17 protein-coding genes and 1 pseudogene are annotated in these 18,063 nt (G+C 59.9%); 6 read left to right on the plus strand and 12 right to left on the minus strand.

Annotation, left to right across the window (positions count from 1 at the left end; translation table 11 throughout):
* Positions 1–40: 40 nt before the first annotated feature.
* The gene (locus RBB80_RS17430; RefSeq protein ID WP_433963762.1) at positions 41–946 is read right to left on the minus strand and encodes a hypothetical protein; all 906 of its coding nucleotides are present in this window, start codon (positions 944–946) and stop codon (positions 41–43) included.
* Between the two features lie 531 nt (positions 947–1,477).
* Between RBB80_RS17430 and RBB80_RS17435 the strand changes: the two genes are divergently transcribed.
* Entirely contained in the window at positions 1,478–2,149 is a 672-nt protein-coding gene (locus RBB80_RS17435) for a DUF4197 domain-containing protein (RefSeq protein WP_433963763.1), read from the plus strand.
* A gap of 25 nt (positions 2,150–2,174) precedes the next feature.
* Here RBB80_RS17435 and RBB80_RS17440 read toward each other — a convergent pair whose 3' ends face one another.
* From RBB80_RS17440 to RBB80_RS17455, 4 genes are all read right to left on the minus strand, one after another.
* Entirely contained in the window at positions 2,175–2,930 is a 756-nt protein-coding gene (locus RBB80_RS17440; protein ID WP_433963764.1) for a 1,4-alpha-glucan branching protein domain-containing protein, read from the minus strand.
* Positions 2,927–3,970: a hypothetical protein gene (locus tag RBB80_RS17445; protein WP_433963765.1), complete on the minus strand. Its 1,044-nt coding sequence runs from the start codon at positions 3,968–3,970 to the stop codon at positions 2,927–2,929. The genes RBB80_RS17440 and RBB80_RS17445 overlap by 4 nt, the downstream gene beginning before the upstream one ends.
* A gap of 163 nt (positions 3,971–4,133) precedes the next feature.
* Positions 4,134–4,511 carry a hypothetical protein gene (locus tag RBB80_RS17450; RefSeq protein ID WP_433963766.1) on the minus strand — a complete coding sequence of 126 codons (378 nt, stop codon included), beginning with the start codon at positions 4,509–4,511 and terminating at the stop codon, positions 4,134–4,136.
* Between the two features lie 290 nt (positions 4,512–4,801).
* On the minus strand, positions 4,802–5,269 hold the full coding sequence (locus tag RBB80_RS17455; RefSeq protein ID WP_433963767.1) for a BON domain-containing protein: 468 nt from the start codon (positions 5,267–5,269) through the stop codon (positions 4,802–4,804).
* Positions 5,270–5,714: 445 nt separating this feature from the next.
* Here RBB80_RS17455 and RBB80_RS17460 point away from each other — a divergent pair, with 445 nt between their 5' ends.
* Positions 5,715–6,110, plus strand: a complete 396-nt coding sequence (locus tag RBB80_RS17460) for a YtxH domain-containing protein (RefSeq protein ID WP_433963768.1) — start codon at positions 5,715–5,717, stop codon at positions 6,108–6,110.
* Between the two features lie 105 nt (positions 6,111–6,215).
* Positions 6,216–6,797, plus strand: coding sequence for a hypothetical protein (locus RBB80_RS17465; protein WP_433963769.1), 582 nt, complete (start codon positions 6,216–6,218; stop codon positions 6,795–6,797).
* A gap of 13 nt (positions 6,798–6,810) precedes the next feature.
* On the opposite strand, the pseudogene mnmA reads toward RBB80_RS17465, so the two are convergent.
* From mnmA to RBB80_RS17480, 3 genes and pseudogenes are all read right to left on the minus strand, one after another.
* Positions 6,811–7,928 (minus strand): annotated as a pseudogene (gene mnmA / locus RBB80_RS17470) (tRNA 2-thiouridine(34) synthase MnmA).
* A 295-nt stretch (positions 7,929–8,223) separates the two neighbouring features.
* A complete protein-coding gene (locus RBB80_RS17475; protein WP_433963770.1) occupies positions 8,224–8,673 on the minus strand; it encodes a VOC family protein in 450 nt (149 codons plus the stop codon).
* Between the two features lie 75 nt (positions 8,674–8,748).
* Positions 8,749–9,699, minus strand: a complete 951-nt coding sequence (locus tag RBB80_RS17480) for a hypothetical protein (protein WP_433963771.1) — start codon at positions 9,697–9,699, stop codon at positions 8,749–8,751.
* A 263-nt stretch (positions 9,700–9,962) separates the two neighbouring features.
* Here RBB80_RS17480 and RBB80_RS17485 point away from each other — a divergent pair, with 263 nt between their 5' ends.
* A complete protein-coding gene (locus tag RBB80_RS17485; RefSeq protein ID WP_433963772.1) occupies positions 9,963–10,739 on the plus strand; it encodes a hypothetical protein in 777 nt (258 codons plus the stop codon).
* A gap of 206 nt (positions 10,740–10,945) precedes the next feature.
* Here RBB80_RS17485 and RBB80_RS17490 read toward each other — a convergent pair whose 3' ends face one another.
* The 4 genes from RBB80_RS17490 to RBB80_RS17505 all read right to left on the minus strand — a co-directional run bounded on the left by RBB80_RS17490 (position 10,946) and on the right by RBB80_RS17505 (position 14,996).
* Positions 10,946–12,226 (minus strand): glycoside hydrolase family 38 C-terminal domain-containing protein, encoded by a 1,281-nt coding sequence (locus RBB80_RS17490; protein ID WP_433963773.1) that lies wholly within the window; start codon positions 12,224–12,226, stop codon positions 10,946–10,948.
* 179 nt (positions 12,227–12,405) lie between these two features.
* Positions 12,406–12,615 carry a hypothetical protein gene (locus RBB80_RS17495; protein WP_433963774.1) on the minus strand — a complete coding sequence of 70 codons (210 nt, stop codon included), beginning with the start codon at positions 12,613–12,615 and terminating at the stop codon, positions 12,406–12,408.
* 23 nt (positions 12,616–12,638) lie between these two features.
* Complete coding sequence (locus RBB80_RS17500) at positions 12,639–14,261, minus strand: hypothetical protein (protein WP_433963775.1); 1,623 nt, start codon at positions 14,259–14,261, stop codon at positions 12,639–12,641.
* A 399-nt stretch (positions 14,262–14,660) separates the two neighbouring features.
* A complete protein-coding gene (locus RBB80_RS17505; protein WP_433963776.1) occupies positions 14,661–14,996 on the minus strand; it encodes a YegP family protein in 336 nt (111 codons plus the stop codon).
* A gap of 206 nt (positions 14,997–15,202) precedes the next feature.
* Here RBB80_RS17505 and RBB80_RS17510 point away from each other — a divergent pair, with 206 nt between their 5' ends.
* Together RBB80_RS17510 and RBB80_RS17515 are read left to right on the plus strand one after the other, a co-directional pair.
* Positions 15,203–16,579, plus strand: a complete 1,377-nt coding sequence (locus RBB80_RS17510; RefSeq protein ID WP_433963777.1) for a serine hydrolase domain-containing protein — start codon at positions 15,203–15,205, stop codon at positions 16,577–16,579.
* Between the two features lie 151 nt (positions 16,580–16,730).
* A complete protein-coding gene (locus RBB80_RS17515) occupies positions 16,731–18,056 on the plus strand; it encodes a protein kinase domain-containing protein (RefSeq protein ID WP_433963778.1) in 1,326 nt (441 codons plus the stop codon).
* Positions 18,057–18,063 lie beyond the last annotated feature (7 nt).

Raw genomic sequence — 18,063 nt, forward strand, 5'->3', positions numbered from 1 at the left:
TAGGGACGCGCGATGCGGTCGAAGTTGGGTTGGGGGACCATTAGCGACGGAGAAGCGGGAGGAGAAGGACGGGAGTGGTGAGGGCGAGGTCGGCGAGGCTTCGCAGCGTGAGGCGCGCTATGTGGTGCCGACGATGATGAAGGAGCAGAAGGGATGCGGCAGAGACGGCGATCGCATAGGGGATCGGCCAGGGAACTTGATGGTCGAGGAGAGCGAAGGCGACGCTGAGGACGATGAGATTGATGGTGAGAAGTGGGAGGTTGCGAAGTGCAAGACGCGTCGTGGCGTGGGTTGGAGGGCTGGAGTGGGTCTGGTTTGTGCTTGTTGGGGCAGCGTGTTCCCAGGCGTAGATGAAGAGGCAGTTGAGGCTGCAGAGGATTGCGAGGAGGATGGCAATGGGGAGCAGGGGGATGCGGAGGTCGGGGCGGCGAGCTACGGTGGGGATGAAGGTAGCTGCGGCGAAGAAGAGGCCTACGGCGATCTCCTTGGGGAGACGGTGTGCGCTGTTGGTGGCGTGGATGAGGATGAAGTAGCCGAAGAGAAGCCCTCCGAGGACGAGGTAGAGGTGGATGGCTTCGGCTTCCAGTTGAGGAAGGAGGATTGCGAGCGCGGCCGAAGCGAGGAGGACGCCGGTGAGGAAGACGCGGCGATGGTGGTGATGGAAGAAGTGACGGGCTTCGAGGTGTTCCTTGCGTGATGTGCCGATGAAGCGGGTGTCAAGCAGGCGGTCGGCAGCATAGAGCATCCAGACGGCGATGGCCATGGCGAGAGTGGAGGCGAGCGGGAGATGGATGTGGCTGACCGAGGCGATGAACGAGGTCCAGAGGGCGGCGACGGTAGGGGCGTCGAGCGAGAGAAGATGCCAGCGGGTTAGTGGGTTGTTCGGTTGGGTGATGATGCTGGGTTGGATGACAGCGGCGTTGCGGGGTTGGGTCTGGGTCGGCATCGTTACTGTCGGGCTTCTCCTTTCGATTGGCCTGGGCTGCTTTGGTTGGCTTCAGGGTAGAGCTTGTGGGGGCACTCCCTGGGGGTTACCCTATGTAAAATGCTTGTTTTGAGTTATTTGCGATTTATCTCCTTTGCAAAATATTCATTTCAAAAGGCTTGTGGGCAAATATCTCCAATCAAAGGGTTTACAAGTTAAATGGAAAAACCCCGGTGGTTCCGGGGTCTTGTCTGCTTTATCCATTAAAGCTGGTGGCGTGGAACTGATACGCCACGCGAATGTGCTGGATTGGCGCGGGTTTTCTATGATGAGGGGCTTGACAGGTTTTGGCCCGGCGTTGATTGACCATGACGGGTAGGGTGGCGATGGTGGCCCAGGGCGTTGGAACATTGGTGTGAAGATACGTTGACGAGATGAAACTGGAGACGCTATCTCGATCTCTCGAGGTTGAGAAGTTTTCGTGGACTCATTTTGCGGGAGTATGGTTTATCCGTGCAAATACGCTCTGTGTGCAACCTTGCGCTTTTCGCGATGCTGATGAATCCCGCGGTCGGTGTCAGTAGCTCTCCGAAGTTTGTGATGGGAGATGCTTCCTCTCTAACGACTGCGCAGGCTTCGGGTGGATTGAAGGAAGCGCTGTCGCGTGGAGTGACCTCGGCGGTGGCTGAGACCGGCAGGCCCGGAGGGTTTGAGAACAATCCGCTGATCAAGATAACGATGCCTGAGAAGCTGCGTACGGTGGAGAAGGGTTTGCGCGCGATTGGGATGGGCGCGAAGGTTGATGAGTTCGAGCACAGCATGAACGCGGCGGCGGAGGCGGCGGCTCCCGCGGCAAAGTCGATCTTTATGGATGCGCTGAAGGCAATGAGTTTTGAAGACGCAAAGCAGATTGTGATGGGCGGCAATACGGCAGGGACAGACTACTTCAAGAGGACAACTTCCTCGCAGGTGTCAGAGGCTTTTCGACCCATCATCGAACGGGAGATGGCGAAGACGGGGGTGACGGAGAAGTTCACCGAGATGATGGGATCTGCACCGCAGATGCCGTTTGGGAAGACGCCGTCGGTCGACATCAATGGCTATGTTCTGGAGAAGAGCGTCGATGGAATGTTCACAATGATGGGGCAGGAAGAGGCGAAGATCCGCACCAATCCATCGGCTCAAGTGACTCCACTGCTCAAGAGTGTGTTCGGCAAGCTTTGAGATAAGGCGAGACGCTGGGATGTAGTCAGACTGTGGTTTCGACTGGATGGGTTGCGGGTTGGTCGGGGCGTGTCTCGGAGGCGCCAGCGACCCACAGTCCAGGATCGATGTCGGGGAAGATACTGTCTCGGAGCTCGATCTCGGTGAGGCGCGTTTGCTCGGCTTCGGTGATTGTGCCGGTTGATTCGTAGGTTTGCCAGAGGGCTTTGATTTCGTTGAACTGATCGTTGTGGGTGAGGAAGCGAATTTCGGCGTAGTCGCGGGCTGCGCCGGTGGTGATGAGGAACTGCCAGTCGGAGGATTCCAGAAGAAGGAGTTCGCGGCATAGTTGTTGCATGATGCGAATGCCCAGGGAGGAGGTGCGCCAGAGGCCTGCGGTGCATACGTCGCGGACGTAGAGCTCGGCGGGATAGATGTGGGTGTAGGTCCAGCTGGTCTCAGGGTTAAGCCAGACCTGGTTGTTGCCTTCCGATCCCCAGGATCCTTCGTGCATGGCGATGAAGCCGGCGCGTGGATAATGATCGAGGTAGTCGGCGCAGCTGATGAGTTTGATTCCCGACTCGTAGTCATGGAGATTGCGGGCGACAGCTTCGAGCCAGAGTGGGCCCTCGAACCACCAGTGGCCGAAGAGTTCGGCGTCGAAGGGGGAGCAGAGGATGGGTGGGACGGTGTCGTTGAAGCCGGACTTTAGCGCCTCGTAGACGAGATGGACGAAGTGACTGGCGTGAGCTTTGGTGCGCTCGGCGGCTTCCTGGGGGTAGTAGGGCTGTTTGTCGTTCATGTCGACCCTGGAGCCGGTGACGCGCCAGTAACGATGACCGCCGGGCCAGCGCTTCTTGTGGAAGTCGAGGTAGACGCTGTCGCCGGGGTAACCGGTATCGCCGGACCAGACCTGGAGGCCGGTGCGGGGATCGCGGGGAAAGATGGTCGTGGCGTGTTGTTTGTCGTAGGGGCCATCAACGTAGTAGGGCTGATAGAGGGAACGATGCGGCTGGTGGGTCTGGCGATCCTCATCAGGGCTTTGCGGCTTGTTATTGCCGGGGCGGTCGTAGGGGAGGAGGTGCGCCGGGACTCCTCGATAAGGTGGGTGTCTACGAAGAAGAACTCGAGGCCGGACTCGGAGAGAGCTTGTTCGACGCCGATGCGATTGAAAGCTGGAGGGGTAGGGCTGCCGTCGGCGTTGGTGACGGGATAGCTCCAGGGGCCGGCGGGGCGGTAGCCACACTCGGGTGCCCAGATGCCGCGGGGAGCTTTGCCGAAGTGGCGGATGTGGGTGTCGACGGCGGTGCGGATCTGGGCTCGGAGGCTCTCGTCGGTGCCGAGCAGAGGCATGTATCCGTGGGTGGCTCCGCAGGTGATGATGTCGATGAGGCCGGTGTCGTTGAAGTGGCGAAAGGCGGAGATGAGATCACGGTCGAAGTGGTTGAAGTCTTCGAGTGCCTGGGAAAAGAAGCGCTGCCAGAAACGGGCAGTCTCGGCAAGATGACCGTCGCCGGATTGCAGGAAAAACGCTTCGTCTTCACGAGCTGCGACGATCTTGCGGGTGAGGTAGTGGGGGAACTCGGCCAGGAAGACAGGGTGAGAGAGCTGTTCCAGCAGAATGGGCGAGAGATTGAGGTTGCAGGAGAAACGGATTTGATCGCGCTCTAGATTTTTGAGGACGCGGAGGAAGGGGAGGTAGGTCTCGGCTGCGGCTTCGTGGAGCCACTCCAGGCCGTGGGGCCACGTGCCGTGATTGACGACATAGGGAAGATGCGCATGCAGGGTGAAGGTGAGAAACCCTGCGGGGCGAGACGCATTGTCGAGCGATGCCTTCGTCAAGACGGAACACCTCTGGAGTGACGTTTTGGTTAGGGCAGTCTTGTGACGGATTCGTAGGTGCAGCTTGGTTTAGAAGCGTTTCGCGATGATGAGTTTCAGGCGATGGGGCGAGAGGCCGAGTGGTCTGGCTCCCCTGTTCTAAACGGTTCGATGCAAAGGTTTGCTATTGTGGCGGCTGGTCTCCAGGCCGCTGTTGAAGGTCAGGATTGGAACTGGTGCTCTCGGTATTTTTTGTTGGAACTTTGAGGGATAAGGTGTTAGTCAGGCGGAAGCGGATGAGGCTTTCGGATGGGATCTGAACTTGTTCGCCGCGCGTGATGGTGTTTGCTCCGGCACCAACACCGCCGCCGGCTGCTGCGCCGATGGCGGCTCCTTTGCCGCCGCCGAGGATGCCACCGAGGATAGCACCGACGGCTGCTCCGCCGCCGACTTTTTCGGCTGTATTTTTGCCGCGGCCCTTGCCCTCGACGCTGTAGGGTTCGGTGGTGACGGCGAGCTTTTCGCCACGGCGATTAATGCTGGTGAGTTCGACGGTAAGCAAGGAACTGCCTTTGTAGTGGGCTGCTTCCTGGACGGCGGAGACACGGCCTGAGACAGGGGTTCCCTGGCGAATGACAACGATACCGTCGAGGATGATGTCGGTGGCGATGGTGCCGGTGAAGGTGTCGCCCTGTTGAGTGGTGGCGCTGTCGAGGGTTTGGGTGATGCGGATGGGGATCGTGGTGTCGGGTGGGACCGTAATGTTACGGAACTCGGGCGCAGGTGGTGGGGGTGGAGGAGGCGGAGGGAGTTCCTGTTGCGGGGTCGGAGGCGGAGGCGGAGCGGCGGCTGCTACCTCAGGGGCTGGAATATCGGCAGGCGCAGAGTCGTGGACGACGGGGGCTTTTGGCTTCGGTGCTGGTTTGGGGGCGGGGAGTTTCTTTGGTGCGACTGGGGAAGGAGGCGGAGGGGGACGGCTGCGGCGGTGATGGCTGGAGCGGGAGCCTGCACGGAGAGATTGTTGACTACGGTCTTGATCCCGGCGACCTGAGCGGCGTCGGCTGCGGCGAGAGAGCGCGCTGCTTCGCTGCTGACGTTGCCGGTGAGGGTGGCGACAGAGTTCTGAACGGAGGACTGAATGGATTCAGATGTGAGGGCGTTGTCGCTGGAGATGCGGCTTTGAAGCGCGGCGGTGAGGCTGGCGTCGTCGGTTGGAGCAGAGGGCGCGGAACTCTTGCATCCGGACAAGCCTAAAGTGATGGCGAGAGTTGCGATGGCCAGTAAGGCGCGGGTGGCGGAGAGATGACGGTCGGCGTACATGAAGCCCCTTTCGTGCGTCGAGTGACTTGCACTGCGAACACTCTAAATCACTGAACAGCTATCCGGTGCAGCGTCTCAGATCGAAGTTTCCAGCGAATACGGGTTTCCTCATCTTTTGCGGAGGGTTGTCTACCTGAGGATTAGACGGATCTGATTCCGAAAGATATCGAAAATTCGTGGGTAGCATTTGGTTGGCGCCGATCAAACGGGATGCGAGCAGGGGTGCATGGTTTGTGGCAAATGATGCGTGTGGCGATGGGCGCGCAACCTAATTGGAGCGTGGGGCATCTCCCTAAACGAAGGCATTGAGGCCTTGCCGGTTGGTTGGGCGGGGCAGAGTGTTCCGGATCCGATTTCAGATCCGATGGATTAGAAATCTGCAAGTTGAGTTATAAAAGGCGGAGAAGCAGATTCCGCACTTGAAGCCTGAAAGAGGAGAATGAGCATGTCAGATAACGACAACGAGAGTGGAGTGAGTGGACTGGGTTGGTTCCTGGCGGGATTGGGGATTGGTGCACTTGTAGGGGTACTGTATGCCCCGAAGGCTGGGAAAGAGACGCGTGAGGATCTGGTAGCGAGCGCTCTCGATGCCAAGGACAAAGCGGCTGTTCTCGCGCAGCAGGCGCAGGATCGTGCGAATGTTCTGGCTGCCCAAGGCAAACAGCAGGTGAGCGAATATGTCGATCGCGGTAAGGAGTACTACGACCGCGGTCGGACTCAATGGGCTCAGTATGTTGAGAAGGGCAAAGGCCTGGTGCAGGAACATACCGATAAAGTGAGTGCCGCGATTGATGCGGGTAAAGAGGCGTATGCGAATACGACGGGCGATTCTCCGTCGTAAAGCGGTTATCTGTTAGTCGGTTCTGATAGTCTGGGCCCGGTCGACCCTCGCTGGCGGCCGGGCCTTATGATTGTTATCTCGTAACATGAGGGATTGAGAGACGTTATGGAAGCGATACGGATCGTGATGTCAGGTATGTGGCTGCAGGACCCGGACTCGCTTTCGTCGGGGAATTCGAAGCTGTTGATGATCTTTGTCGGCATCGTGGCCTTGTCGATGCTGGTCCAGGCGATTGCTGTGGTTAGGGTGGCTGTTGGCGCGGCAAAGGCTCGGAAGCGGGGGCTTGAGATTTTTGAAGAGATTCGCGCGAAGGTGATGCCCCTTATGGAGAGTTCTCACAGCTTCATTCAGGACACCGCTCCGAAGGTAAAGATCATCACCGAGAACCTGGTCGAGACGAGCCATGTGCTTCGTGCGAAAGCGACGGAGTTTGACGCGACCGCGAGCGATTTGAACTCGAAGACTCGGGCGCAGATGGCACGGGTGGATGGGATGGTGACTTCGGTTCTGAATACCACCTCCGACATCTCGGAGACGGTTCAGCGGGGTATCAAGGTTCCGCTGCGCGAGGTTTCCGGTCTGGTGAATGGGTTGAAGGCGGGGTTGGACGTTCTGGTTGGCCGGGCGAAGGGATTTGGGAGCGGACGAACGAGCGCTCGTAGTCCTGACTCCGATGACGGCTGGTAGGTTCTGAATTCTGTCAGGTGATCCAACCACCCCCGACTACCTCGTCTTCCTGATAGAAGACGGCGGACTGGCCGGGGTGATTGCACGTTGGGGCTCGTCGAAGAGGGCGTGGACTGTCTGATCGTCGACGCGGGTGAGCGTGGCCATGGCCGGGGTGTGGCGATGGCGGATCTTGATGCTTACGCGAATGGGTTCCGTGAGTTCGGGGATTGAGATCCAGTTGAGGCGGTTGGCGAAGAGATCGCGCGAGAGGAGATCTTCGTCTGAGCCTACGGTGACCTGGTGCGAGTCGGGGTGGATGGCGAGGACATAGAGCGGGTTGGGGCTGGTGATGCCGAGGCCCTTGCGCTGGCCGACGGTGAAGCTCTGGATGCCTTCGTGGTGGCCGATGACTTCGCCGGTGGTGGTGACGAGCTCGCCGGATGTGTTGGGGAGATCTTCGCCCTGCTCGTCGAGGTAGGCCTTGAGGAATGTGTTGTAGTCGCCGCCGGGGATAAAGCAGATCTCCTGGGAGTCAGACTTCTGGGCTACGGCGAGGCCTGCGTCTGCGGCCATCTGGCGGACGGCGGGCTTCTGCATCTCGCCCAATGGAAACATGGTGCGGCTTAACTGCTCCTGCGTCAGGCCGAAGAGGAAGTAGGTCTGGTCCTTCGACTTGTCTTCGGGGCGGGAGAGGATCCAGCGCTGACGTGCTTCATCGAAGCGGTTGCGCGCGTAGTGGCCGGTGGCGATACGGTCGGCGCCGATCTGGCGGGCGGTGGTGAGGAGCTGGTCGAACTTGAGGTGATTGTTGCAGAGGGTGCAGGGGATGGGCGTGCGGCCGGCGAGGTACTCAGAGACGAAGGGCTTGACGACGTCGGCTTCGAATCGCTCCTGCTGGTTGACGACGTAGTAGGGGATGTTGAGCTGCTCGGCGACGTGGCGGGCGTCGTAGACGTCGTCGATGGAGCAGCAGCGGCCCTGGACGGCTTCGGGCATGCCCTCGTGTCCGGCGAGACGGCGCTGGTTCCAGAGCTGGAGGGTGAGGCCGACGAGTTCGTGGCCCTGGGCGCGCAGGAGGGCGGCTACGGCGGAGGAGTCGACTCCTCCGGACATGGCGACCGCAATCGTGTTGTTGGGCTCAGTGGGCATTGTTGGTTCTCTGGTGCGGCCAGGCTGGGGTACCCCCTATTACCCGCGTGTAAGGTGCTTATTTTCAAATACTTGCGGCAGAGTTATCTCTGTAAAATATTCCTGCCAAAGGACTTACTTGCAGATTCCTCATTTCAAAGGGCTTATGTGCTAAACGCACGGAAAGCCCCGGATTATCGGGGCTTTTTCTTACTCTTTATTGAGTATAGCAGTTGGAGTGGAACTGATACGCCACGCGATTTCGCTGGGTTGGCGCGGGTTTTGCTGTGTTGGGGCTTGACAGAATTTTCGGGGGTCAGGTTCCCTGAGAAGTGGTCGGAGCCGAGGTAGCGCCCCATTGTTCGGGACTTAGGTCGCGGGCGTGTCGAGAAAATAACCAGAGGTGACCGTCAAGATCGAGCGCGGCGTATTGGAGCTCGCCGTAGACGGTCTCATTAAGTTCCTCGACGATGGTGGCTCCTGAACTCTTCGTCTGGTTGAAGTGGGATTCGACATCTTCCACAAAGATGGGCAGGCTCTGGGTGGAGGCGCCTAACTGCGCGGGTGTGGCTCTGTCTGCGCGTGTGCCCTGGACCATGATCCACGCTTTGCCCAGATAAAGTTGGGCGCCGCTGACGGGGTCTCCATAGCGGTAGTGTTCCGCGAAGCCGAAGGTCCTGGTTAAGCAATCGATGGCTGCGGCCAGGTCGCGGTAAAAGATGTGGGGAAGTACCGTGTCGACGGGGACAGAACGGTTCGCGATCATGGACGTCCTCTTGTAGATCGTGCGAGCGAGCCTGGTGTGACGCCAATCCCCGACGGTAGGGCTCTGGAGGTGGCTTCATCTGTGAGATTGATTTTGTATTTTACTGAGTTGCTTTCGCGACGGGGTAGATCGAGAGGTTGATACCGGAGAGAATGGCGAGCTGAGCACCGTCGGGCGACAAGGCGAAGGATTGCTCGGCGAGGGAGACGTCGGGATTGATGGAGAAGAAGATGCGCTTTCCGTCTCTGACCCTGAAGACACTGACCTCCTGCTCCTTGAGTTCCTGCTTTTGAAGCTTCCGCCGCGTGCTTTGGAGAAGCGGGCGCGCACGATTCGAACGGCGAGGTCGTCCTGATTGCTGCTGCCGGAGGATTGCTCGATCTCCTCAGAGGAGCCGTGGCCGTTGAGGATGGGACGTCCGTCGAGACGGAGGAGACGATACCAGTTTCGAAGTGGAGCGTTGCTGCAGCCGACCAGGAAGACGGAGTCGGGCAGTGGGGTGGCGAGGTTTGGGCGGCACTCGGAGTTGATGTTGGCGATGGTGCGTTCGGTACGATCCCAGCGAAGTTCGCGGATGCGCCAGCGGTCCTGGCCGATGGAGTGGACTCGGATTTCACCAGCGTCAGAGAGGACGGGTGGAGGCAGAGAGGAGCTCTGGAGGGTGGTGAGCAGGACAGTGAAGTTTCGGTCGTAGAGCTGAATGTCGATGTCTTCTTCGGGCTCGATGCGGAGATCTTCGGCGAGCTGGTCGTGCATGGTGGGCGTGTGGCGCTCATGCAGAGTTCCGACGGCGACGTAATCGCCGGAAGGAGAGCTTGAGACGAAGACGAGTTGACCGGGGACCGAGGTCTCTCGCAGGACGGTGAGGTCTGTGCCGAGCAGGCGCAGGTGATGGCCGAGATGAACGAGAATTTCGCCAGGTGCGGCGCGCCAGATGAACTGGCCTTCTCCCTGGACCTGCCAGTCGACGATCTTTTTGACCTTGAGGGTGGAGGGGTCGAGGAGTACGGCTCGAATGGTGCGCATGGACTCGGAGCGGATGCCGGCGGGAAAGCGTTGGCGCAGGCGGTGGGGATCGTAGGTGAAGAGAAGATTGTGGGAGTCGAGGTAGGAGAGGGTGGATTGGTAGTCGAAGGCGCTGAACTCTCTGGTGTTGTGGGGTACGAAGCCGAAGAGGGCTGTAGAGACAGAGAGCGAGGCGTCTGCGGAGACAACGTCGTGGGTTGCGGGGACGAGGGAACAGGGGGCGGTGCAGACGCTGGTTTCGTCGATCTCGGGTGGGGGTGGGGGTGGGGGGAGGACGGGAGCAGGCGCAGGCGTGGGAGGGGAGAAGAAGACTCGGAGGTGAGGGTTGGAAGTTCTCTGTCTGCCGTGGGGGTCGGGTTTGGTTTGGGAGCGACCGAAGCCTGGGGCATAAGGACAAGCTGGGTCGCCCCTTCGAGCCGGATGTTGTCTTTGAGAGAGGAGAGGACGGAGGAGCCCTCGGGACCGGTGCCTACACTGAGGGTAACCTTCTTGAGGCCGATGACCTGTCCGGCGAGAATGACCGAAGGGGTCCTGTCCTTCGTGGTCTTCCCGCCGAGGCTCATGTCATCTTTGGTGGCCACTGGCCTAGGGGCGGTGGAGGGTCCCTTGAGACCTCCGGCCATGTGAGGTTGGGTGCTTGCCGCGCCAAAGTTTGTGCTGGTGTCTCTGAGGGGGATACCTTCATCGACTTCGGGAGCGGCGACGAGGGCGAAGAGAGTGAACGGAAAGGGAGTGATGCGGCCTTCGCAGTCGGCGTGGTCGAAGGCGATGGCGACGCTGGATCCTTTGTTTTGTTTTGTTCGCTTCTCGAGCTCGAGGACGTGACCGACAACCATCGATCCCACGCGCAGATGGCATGTGGGCTGATTCCAATCGACTCGTGCTTTGGCGAAGACCGAGGCTCCGATGGAAAGTTTGCCGGCGTCGACGGGCGAGAGGAGTTCGGCCTGAAGCGGGGCCTGTGGATTGATGGGCTGATCCCGATCTCGGCCTGGGCGCTGAGCGGGCGAGGGAAGGATGAGGAAGAAGGTCGTGCCTAGACTGAGCAGAGCGCGGCGCATCATGAGAGAAACCTTGCGGCAGTACGTGGTTGGGTCAAGTTGATTGGGTCAAGTTGATTGGGTCAAGGGTTGTAGAGAGTATAGATCGGTGGAAATGACGCGGGTGCCAGATGTTTTTCGGGGCGAAAAAAGTGCTACCGGAAGGGAGACCTTCGGCAGCACTCTGCTGGTGGGCGGATGATGATCTACGGTTTGTTCCCGGATACGGACGGGTTTGGGTAGATGGCCTGGAGGGTGAGGATCTCGTAGGGTTCGATGGGGACGGTGACTACGTCGTTGGTGAGTGAGAGGTGGTCGCCTTCGGGCTTTTCCATCATGTTGGATTCGATGGCGTAGGTGGCGCCGTGGGGGATGTGGAGTTTTACTTCGGTGGCGGTGCCGGCCCACTCGTACATGCGGAAGACGAGGGCGTCGGAGTCTTCGGCTTTTTTGATGGCGGTTAGGGTTACGTTGGGGTTTTCGATGCTGGCGAAGGAGTGTTCGGCGGGGAGAGTGCCAGTGTGGGCGAAGACTTGTGTGGCTTTGAGGGGGTCGTTGAGTTCGTAGCCGCGGCGGACGGTCTGGGCCTGCTTCCAGGTGCCGGTGTGGGGGTAGAGGGAGTAGACGAAGTGCTGGTGGCCGCGGTCGGCTTCGGCGTCAGGCCAGGTGGGGGAGCGGAGGAGCGTGATGCGAAGGGTGTTGCCGACGGCGTCGTAGCCATACTTGGAGTCGTTGAGGATGGAGAGGCCCTGGTGGTCGTCGCCGAGGTCGGCCCAGCGCATGGCGGGGACTTCGAACTGGGCTTTCTCCCAGGAGTTGTTGCGGGTGGTGGGGCGCTCGATGGAGCCGTAGGGGATCTCGTAGGTGGCTTTGGGGGAGGTGGCGGCTAGCGGGAAGGCGGCTTTGAGGAGGACGTGGGATTCGTGCCAGTCGATGTCGTTGGAGATGTCGATGTGATCGGCTCCGGCGTCGAGGGAGATGCTCTGGGTGAACGTGGAATTTTGCCAGTGGCGAGAGATGCGGATGGCCTTGCGGAGTGGGCTGTATCTGACGACGTGGATGGAGTCGACATGGTCGATGATGGATGGGGCTTTGTCGAGGGTGCCGGGGTCGATGTTCCAGGCGTCGTATTCCTTCGGGGTGTCGATGAAGGCTTGAAGTTGGTTGCCGCAGGAATTGGGGGCCAGGTACTTGTGGACCATCGTCGGATCGGTGATTTGGGTGATGCAGCCAGTCTTTGGATCGATGGTCACGATGAGCTTGTCGTTGGCGAGGGTCAGGTCGGCGGGGGCGGTTTCGTAGCCACGCGGCTGCTTGGCTGACGATGAAGCGGTTGCGTGCAGGACCGTGTAACCGAGTGCAGGTACATCGACCGTGGCGAGCACGGTGTGATCTCGATTATTTAATCCTTCGTTCAGGTCTTCGTAGGGAAGCTTGCGTCCGGCGTCATCGGTGAGGGTGAGTTCACCAGCTTCGGGCGTTTGCACATCGATCTTGATTGTCTCTTTGCGCGGCCATGCGAGCGTGTTGGTGACGAGGATCGCTTCGCCGGGTTGGTTTGTTGTGTTGATTTGGTCGGAGAGGGTTTTGAGAGAGGCCTCGGTGATGAGTTTGTCGGAGTTGAAGACTTCGGTGAAGTCGCGTTGGGCGTCTTTGTAGATGACGGCTATGCCGGAGCCGGCGGCGAGGTCGTGGAAGCCGTTGAAGGTGATTTTTTCCAGCTTTCGGTGAGTTCGGGGTTGGGGTAGGGCTGGCCGTTCAGCCAGGCGAGGGAGGCCAGCTTTTCGGCGTCGAGGGTGGCTACTTCGCTGGTGCGCATGTTGCGCTTGTGTGCGGCTTGCGTGGTGTAGACGCCGCGGTGGAATTCGAAGTACAACTCATCTTTCCACGTGGGGATTCCTAGTGCGCCGTTGGCGGCGGGTGGGGCGGTGTAGCCCTTCGCGATCGAGTCGTAGTCCCAGGTGGGGGAAGTGGGGTTGAGGTTTTTTCTACGTTGGTGAAGTAGCTTTGCGCGGTGTGGTAGCGCATGGTGGGGACTGCGTCGTGTTTGCCGGCGGCGATCCAGTGGTCGGCCTGGTCGAGCATGGCGCGGGTGGGGCCGCCGCCGTGGTCGCCGATGCCGTAGAGGTCGAGCATCTCGGTGGTGCCGGGGTTGCGGTCGGCGGATTCGGCGAAGTCGCCGGAGATGCGGGTGGGGTTGACGTTGTCGTGGACGTAGTCGGTGGGGAAGTAGGTGAGGACTTTGCTGCCGTCGGGAGACTCCCACCAGAAGAGGCGGAAGGGGAGCTGGTTGGTGTCGTTCCAGTGCATCTTCTGGGTGACGAAGTAGTCGAGGCCGGAGCGCTTGTAGATCTGGGGTGTCTGCCAGTTGTAGCCGAAGGAGTCGGGGTTCCAGCCGATGCGGGCGGTAACGTCGTACTCCTTTTTGAAGAGGCGCTGGCCGAGGAGGAGCTGGCGAACCTGTGATTCGCCGTCGGGGAGGTTGAGGTCGGGCTCGACCCACATGCCGCCTACGATCTCCCAACGGCCCTCTTTGACGCGCTGCTTGATCTGTTCGTTAAGGGCGGGGTATTTTTCGGCCATCCATTCGGTGTACTGCGCGGCGGATTGGGAGAAGGTGTAGTCGGGGTACTCGTTCATGAGCTGGAGCGCGGTGGTGAAGGTGCGCTTGACGACGTCGATGGTTTCGCTGCGGGGCCAGAGCCAGGCGGCGTCGATGTGGGAGTTTCCGGCGAGGTCGATCTTGGCTTCGGAGAGGACGGGGTGGAGGGTGGCGAGGATCTCCTGCGCGTGGCGGAGGGATTTGTCGAAGGCGACCTGGTCGGCGGAGGCGAGGGCGTCGGTGTCGATGGCGGCTACGGCTTCTTCGACTTTTGGGAGGAGGTCTTTGCGTGGGGTGGGGAGTGCGGGCAGGAGGTTTGCGGCGGCGATGCACTGGATGCGGATGTCGTCTGGGGAGGGGCGGGCAGTTGCACCGGTGGCGTTGGGGTTTGGCTCGATGGTGAGGCGGACATCGGAGAAGGTTTTGTCGTCGACGGTTTGGAGGAGTTTGACGGCTACGAGGATCTTGTCGCCGGGTTTGGCGGGGTCGAAGAGGACGATGGGCTCGAGGTCTTCGCCGAGGGCTACGCGCTTGCCGTTGAAGTAGATGATCTCGGGGACGGCGCCGTTGGCATTCGAGCGGAACTGAAAGGAGATGCGGGTGCCGGTGATGTCGTAGCCGTTGAGTGTCCTGGGGACTTCGATCTCGCGGCGGTACCAGACGGCTTCGTGGGGAGCTTTGGACTTGGGCTGAACGAGGGTCCAGGAGGAGTCGTCGAGGCTGGTGGATTCGCCGTGGGGGATGTCGCCTACGTGGAAGCGCCAGTCGCCTGCGGGGAGGGAGTTGAGAGTCTCGAGGGTGTGTAGCTTGGCTGCTGCGGCGGGGGAGAGATTTTTCTGCTCGCGGACTGGAGTGAAGGATTGGGCGAGGAGGGTGGTGCAGGAGAGCAGGAGGGCGAGCGAAAGCTGGCGAAGACGCATAAAGGCAAGGGTAGCAAATGCATACGGGAACCTACAAAGAACGGGGTCGTTGTGGGTATTGGGGATAGCTCAAATCTTGATCGTTCTGCCCAGTTGGTTAACTTGGCATAGAAGACTCCTGGCCTCTTCGGCCGAGTATCCCATGCGTGTATCGAATTCTCCTTCGAGGTGGATACCATTACAAATTTCGTTAAGAGCGTTATTGATTATGCTTATCTCTCCCCAGTCAATTCCGCCACAGCAGTCGAGTTTTCAACCGCTTTGATCTTCACAGTTGCCCCTCCACCGCACATGAGCGCGCCACCGCTAGCAAGTCAGTTCGGCGATAGTCCACGACTTCAAATCTAACGCATTGCCGGATTGCCAGAATGAACGTGCGGCGTTCACATGTCCGGGTACTTATGCGGTCAGGTCGTGGATTGGGGCTTCGGGGGCGTTGGCTTTGACGGACTCGATGCCGGCGTCGCGCGCCGAGGTGGTGGTGTAGGTTTCGCTGGTGCCGATGACTTGGTGGTTGGCGGCCTTGAGGTTGAACATGTGCTGGCCGTTTTTGGATTCCTTGCGCTCGTAGTGGGCGTCGTTGGAGGCGTTCTTCTTGACTGACTCGATGCCATTTTCGGCGGAAGACTTGCCGACGTACATCTCGCTGGCCAGGATGATCTGGCCGTTGCTGGCCTTTAGATGGAAGTAGAACTCGCCGTCTTTTGCCTTCTTGATTTCGAACGTGCCTGACATGGACTCTCCTTGAGGGTGGGTGCTTTGGGAGTGTTTGCTGGGGCCCGGAATCTGCTGACGAGGATTGTAGTTGGTGTTTTGAGAGCCTTAAATAATTATGTTCGCTGGTTGAATGCGGCGGGGTGGCGAGTCGATGGGGGCGCTGATAGTCTTTCGTGCATGGTGAATCTGCGAGTTAGAGCGGCGGCGTTTTTGGATTGGGTTTTGTGGCGGTAAGCGCGGCGTGGTCGCAGAGTTTGCTGTCGGCAGCTACGGCGGCCGGGATCGACGCGGCGGCGGCTGAGGTGATGAAGGATACTGGCGTGCCGAGTGCTTCGGTGGCGGTGGTGCAGGATGGGAAGATCGCGTTCGTGAAGGCTTATGGAAAGGCGCGGCTGGAGCCGGTGATGTTGGCGGAGTCGAGGATGCAGTACTCGATCGGGTCGGTGAGCAAGCAGTTTACGGCGGCGGTGATTTTGTTGCTGGTGCAGGACGGCAAGGTGAAGCTGGACGATCCTGTGGGGAAGTATCTGCCGGAGTTGACGCGGGCGAAGGACGTGACGGTGCGGCAGGTGCTTTCGATGACCTCGGGGTATCAGGACTTCTGGCCTGAGGACTATGTGATGACGTCGATGATGCAGCCGTCGACGCCACAACACATTCTGGACGTGTGGGGAAAGAAGCCGCTGGACTTCGAGCCCGGGACGAAGTGGCAGTACTCGAATACGAACTATGTGATTGCGGGGCGGATCGCGGAGATTGTTGCTGGCAAGCCGTTGATCGAGCAGTTGCAGGAGCGGGTCTTCAAGCCATTGAAGATGACCGGGGTTTTGAACTCGGATGCGAGCCGGCTGCCGGCCAACGATCCGACGGGCTATTACCAGCATGCTCTGGGGCCGCTGCGTCCGGCTCCGCAGGAGGGTACGGGATGGATGTTTGCGGCGGGGGAGCTGGCGATGCCGGCGAGCGATCTGGCGTTGTGGAATATCAGCTTGATGAATAGGACGTTGCTGGCTCCGGCTTCCTATGAGGAGATGTTTACGGAGGCGAAGCTGAAGGACGGGAGCGGCACGCATTATGGGTTGGGGGTGCAGGTGGGGGAGCGAGAGGGGCACCGCATCGTGTCGCATAGCGGGGAGGTATCGGGGTTTGTCTCGCAGAATACGGTGTTTCCTGACGACAAGGCGGCGGTGACGGTGCTGACGAATGAAGATGCTTCGAGCGCGGCGGCTGCTTTGGTGCGGAAGATCGCTCCGCTGGTGCTTGGGCAGAGCGCCGGCCCCAGTGCGGCGGATGGCGCTGCGGCGGCGGAGAAGCGTGCGCTGGATATCTTTACCGGGTTGCAGGACGGGAAGCTGGATCGTTCGCAGTTGACGGCGTTTTGCGATGCTTATTTTACGGCGGAGGCGTTGCAGGATTTTGCGAGCAGCTTGAAACCCCTGGGGACGCCTAGCAGCTTCAAGCAGGCGGACGAGGAGTTGCGTGGCGGGATGAGGTTTCGGGTCTTTACCGTGAGCTTTCCTGACAGGCAACTGCGGGTGACGACGTATGAGGAGCCGGACGGGAAGCTAGAGCAATACCTGGTAATTCCATCGGGGAGCTAGTATCCGTTGAGAGGCGCGGCGCAATAAAGGATAATGGTCACTGGTGTACGAGGCGTATGGTTGCACAAAGGTGTTTTCGTCGTCCCTCTTTGTTTTATTTTGGCCTGTGCGGCCTTCTCCCTTGAGTCAATACTTAGGACGGTGGATTAACATGGAACTCTGGACGGAATATGAAGGAAGAACGATCGATGGAGCGTTTCCTCTCACGAAGCTGATACGGCCCGAAGGCAGGAGCGCCTTCTTTTCGACGTCGAACGGCGTGGGTGGGCCGACGGTGATACGGCTGATCGAATCTCACTTCGATGATGAGGAGATCCTGGTGCGGTGGCGCGGGATCCAGGCACTGAATCATCCGCATCTCGTGAAGCTGATTCAGTTTGGCCGCGTGACGCTGGATGAGACCTCGCTGGTCTACGCGGTGATGGAGTCTGTGGATGCCAACATGGGCGAGATTGTGGCGGAGCGACGGTTGACGGTGCAGGAGACGAGACAGGTGGCGACGAGCCTTGCGTCTGCGCTCGACGCGCTGCATACGAATGGCTTTGTGCATGAGCATATCGAGCCGGCGAATGTGCTTGCGGTTGGTGAGGCGATCAAGCTGCGAAGCGACTGCATTCGGGAGACTCCCGAGGGGCAGGAGGGACGCGAGCTGAAGAGCAAAGACGCGCGTGATTTCGCGGTGGTGCTGCTGCAGGCGTTGACGCAGAAGAAGGTGTTGGACGAGACGAAGCGAGACCAGCCGCTGGAGGCTCCGTTCGATGCAATTATTCGCAAGGGAATGAGCGGGGAGTGGGGAATTCCGGAGATCGTCGCGGCGTTGCGGCCGGATACGGAGATTCGGGTAGAGGCCCGCCCTGTTGCGGTGAAGGAGCCTCAGACGGAGAAGGTGGCTGAGACGCCTGCTGAGCTTCCGACGTATCCTACGCATCGCGTCCAAGTGCCGGTGGAGGTGGAGACACGCGGCATCGAAGGGCGGCGGCTTGCGATCGGTGTGGGGGCGATGCTGCTGTTGCTGCTGATTGCATTCTTTGTGCATGGTCGATGGTCGAAGTCGAGCGCGGCGGTACAGGCGAACTCTGCTGTGCCTGCGATTGTGACGGAGGGAAGTGACGCGGCTCCCGCGCCCGCCCTGGAGGCTCCTGCTGCTGAAGCGGCTCCTGCTGTAGCCACTCCTGCTGCGGCTGCGGTGACGCCGGTGGCTTCGGTGCCTGAGCGAACGACGCAGGGGAGTGGCAATGGCCAGTGGCGGGTGGTGGCGTTTACTTATAACCATGAGGCTTTGGCTCAGCAGAAGGTGACAACTATTGCCGCGAAGCATCCGGATCTGCGGCCCGAGGTGTTCACGCCGAATGGGCATGCGCCGTACCTGGTTGTGGTTGGCGGGACGATGAGCCGGGATGAGGCGTTTGCGATGGTGAGGAAGGGTCGCGGGGAAGGTCTGCCTCATGACAGCTATGCTCAGAACTATCGTCGGTAGCTGATTG

The organism is Tunturiibacter gelidiferens (assembly GCF_051013345.1).
Lineage (GTDB): Bacteria > Acidobacteriota > Terriglobia > Terriglobales > Acidobacteriaceae > Edaphobacter > Edaphobacter gelidiferens_A.